The organism is Halorubrum sp. AJ67 (assembly GCF_000513435.1).
On sequence record NZ_CBVY010000021.1, the window covers coordinates 52,578 to 54,602 of the forward strand.

At 66.8% G+C, this 2,025-nt stretch carries 3 protein-coding genes; 2 read left to right on the forward strand and 1 reads right to left on the reverse strand.

What is annotated here, in order from left to right; translation table 11 throughout:
• The coding region (locus tag BN903_RS13780) for a cupin domain-containing protein (protein WP_048078272.1) at positions 1-358 on the forward strand (358 nt) is incomplete at its 5' end.
• Positions 359-385: 27 nt separating this feature from the next.
• On the opposite strand, the gene BN903_RS13785 is transcribed toward BN903_RS13780, so the two are convergent.
• Positions 386-1,360 (reverse strand): transcription initiation factor IIB family protein, encoded by a 975-nt coding sequence (locus tag BN903_RS13785; protein WP_048078273.1) that lies wholly within the window; start codon positions 1,358-1,360, stop codon positions 386-388.
• A 334-nt stretch (positions 1,361-1,694) separates the two neighbouring features.
• Between BN903_RS13785 and BN903_RS13790 the strand changes: the two genes are divergently transcribed.
• A partial coding sequence (locus tag BN903_RS13790) for an aminopeptidase P family N-terminal domain-containing protein (protein ID WP_048078274.1) occupies positions 1,695-2,025 on the forward strand: 331 nt, incomplete at its 3' end.

Genomic DNA, 2,025 nt, shown 5'->3' on the forward strand with positions numbered 1-2,025 from the left:
GTATCACTATCACACCGCCAACGAGGAGGCGCTGTACGTCCTCGCCGGAGAGGGGACGCTGCGGCTCGACGGGGGGACACACTCGCTCCGCCCGGGCGAGTTCGCCGCGTTCCCGGCCGATGCGTCCGGTGCCCACCGCGTCGTGAACGACGGCGACGCGACGCTTCGGTACCTCGTCATCTCGACGATGCGCGAGCCGGAGGTGACGGTGTACCCGGACTCGGAGAAGTTCGGCGTGTACGTCGGTTCGCCGCCCGGCGGGCGCGGGTCGCGCTCGCTGGAGGGGTACTATCGGGTCGACGACGACGTCGACTACTGGGAGGGCGAAGCGGGCGGAACGGAGAGAACGAACGAATAGGGACCGACGGCGGTCAGTTCGGCGCAGTCAGTTCAGTGCGACCGAGTCCTCGGCTTCGAGGAGCTCGTGGTACCGGTTTCGGATGGTGACCTCGCTGATGTTCGCGACCTCGCTGACCTCGCTCTGGGTCACCTTCTCGTTGACGAGGAGCGAGGCGGCGTAGACCGCGGCGGCGGCGAGGCCGACCGGCGACTTGCCGGAGTGGATCCCCTGTTCCTTCGCGGTTTCGAGCAGGCTGCGGGCACGGCGCTCGGCCTCGTCGGAGAGGCCCAAGTCCGAGGCGAACCGCGGGACGTAGCTCTCGGGGTCGGCGGGCTGGATCTCCAGTTTCAGCTCGCGGACGACGTAGCGGTACGTCCGGGCGATCTCGTCTTTCTCCACCCGGGAGACGGCCGCGATCTCGTCGAGGCTGCGCGGCGTCCCCGCCTGCCGGGCGGCGGCGTACAGCGACGACGTCGAGACGCCCTCGATGGAGCGGCCGGGAAGCAGGTCCTCGTCGAGCGCTCGGCGATAGATGACGGAGGCGGTCTCGCGGACGTTGTCCGGGAGGCCGAGCGCGCTCGCCATCCGGTCGATCTCGCCGAGCGCCTGCTTGAGGTTGCGCTCTTTCGAGTCGCGGGTGCGGAACCGCTCGTTCCACGTGCGGAGCCGCTGCATCTTCTCGCGCTGGCGGCTGGACAGCGACTTGCCGTAGGCGTCTTTGTCCTGCCAGCCGATGTTCGTCGACAGCCCCTTGTCGTGCATCATGTTCGTTGTCGGGGCCCCGACGCGCGACTTGTTGTCCTTCTCCTTGGAGTCGAAGGCGCGCCACTCCGGGCCGCGGTCGATCTCGTCTTCCTCGACGACGAGCCCGCAGTCGACGCAGACGGTCTCGCCGTGCTCCGTGTCGGTCGCTAACTGTCCGCCGCACTCCGGGCACCGAAGCTCCTCCTCCTCGGTTTCCGACTCGGTCTCGCTCTCGTCGACGTGCTCTGTCGTGTACGTTCGAAGGTTCTCGCTCATTGGTTTGGTACGTGGAGGGAACAACGGAACCGAGAGACGATTCTCGGTGTTTTCCTCACCCTTAGGTAAGTGACCCAAATACTTAAATGTTCGTGTGTCTGGCGTCACAGAGACACGGCCGAAAACGGCGTGTAAAACCCTGTAAGATTCGGAATTAGCGATGAGGTGGACGGAAGAAAATCGAGAGCGGAACTGACGCGTCCCGAGCAGGGGTGTAGTATATAGGCGTTTCGCGGCGTCGTCGCGGTCTCGGCTCGGGTGCCGTCGCGCTCTCCGATCCGCTCGCGGTTCCGCGAGGACAACCGCTTTGAGCGTCGCCCGAGCAGTGTGACGCATGAACCGAACGCGGCTCGACGAGACGCTCTCCGATCTGGACACCGACGGCTACCTGCTCGACGCCTCGCAGGACGACGCCAACCAGCTGTACCTCTCCGGGTTCACCGGTCCCGACCCGTTCCTCACGCTGTACGCCGACGGCGAGGTCCACGTCCTCGTCAGCGGGCTGGAGTACGGCCGCGCGAAGGCGGAGGCGACGGCCGACACCGTCGAGCGCCACGCCGACTACGACTACGAGTACGGCGGCCGCGAGGCGCGGAACGACATGTACGCCGCGTTCGTCCGCGAGAAGGGCGTCGAGTCCGTCTCGATGCCGCCCCGCGGGCCGG

Excerpts from the sequence above, each read along its gene's own strand:
- BN903_RS13785 (WP_048078273.1), bottom strand. The coding sequence starts at position 1,360 with ATGAGCGAGAACCTTCGAACGTACACGACAGAGCACGTCGACGAGAGC.